This window comes from Bradyrhizobium sp. Crot121 (genome assembly GCF_059512385.1).
On record NZ_JCAMOR010000335.1, the window covers coordinates 1 to 515 of the forward strand.

1 protein-coding gene is annotated in these 515 nt (G+C 59.4%); it reads right to left on the reverse strand.

The genetic code is table 11. The annotated features are described in order from the left end of the window. Window positions 1–17 precede the first annotated feature (17 nt). A partial coding sequence (locus AC5ZGW_RS46845; RefSeq protein ID WP_496114228.1) for an efflux RND transporter permease subunit occupies window positions 18–515 on the reverse strand: 498 nt, incomplete at its 5' end.

The following is a 515-nucleotide window of genomic DNA, read 5'->3' on the forward strand; positions in this document are numbered from 1 at the left end:
ATTCTCTTCGTCATCGTTCATTCAGCAGGCGCTGGATCAGCCTGGCTCGCGGCCGCTGGCTTTTTTCCCCGAAAGAGCCAGGTCTGCAGCCGGTCGAGATAGATGTAGACAACCGGCGTGGTGTAGAGCGTGAGAAGCTGCGACAGCGCGAGGCCGCCCACGATCGCGTAGCCCAGCGGCTGGCGAAGCTCCGATCCGACCCCGCTGCCCAGCATCATCGGGACGCCGCCAAGCATCGCTGCCATCGTCGTCATTAGGATCGGCCGGAAGCGCATGATGCAGGCTTGATAAATGGACTCCTCGGCGGTCAGACCTTGTTCGTGTTCGACGTGCTGAGCGAAATCGATCAGCATGATTCCGTTTTTCTTGACGATGCCGATGAGCAGGATGATTCCGACAATCGCGATCACGCTGAGATCGTAGTGGGCCGCCATGAGAAGCAGAAGCGCACCAAGCCCGGCCGACGGCAGGGTCGATATGATCGTGATCGGGTGAATCACACTCTCGTAGAGCAC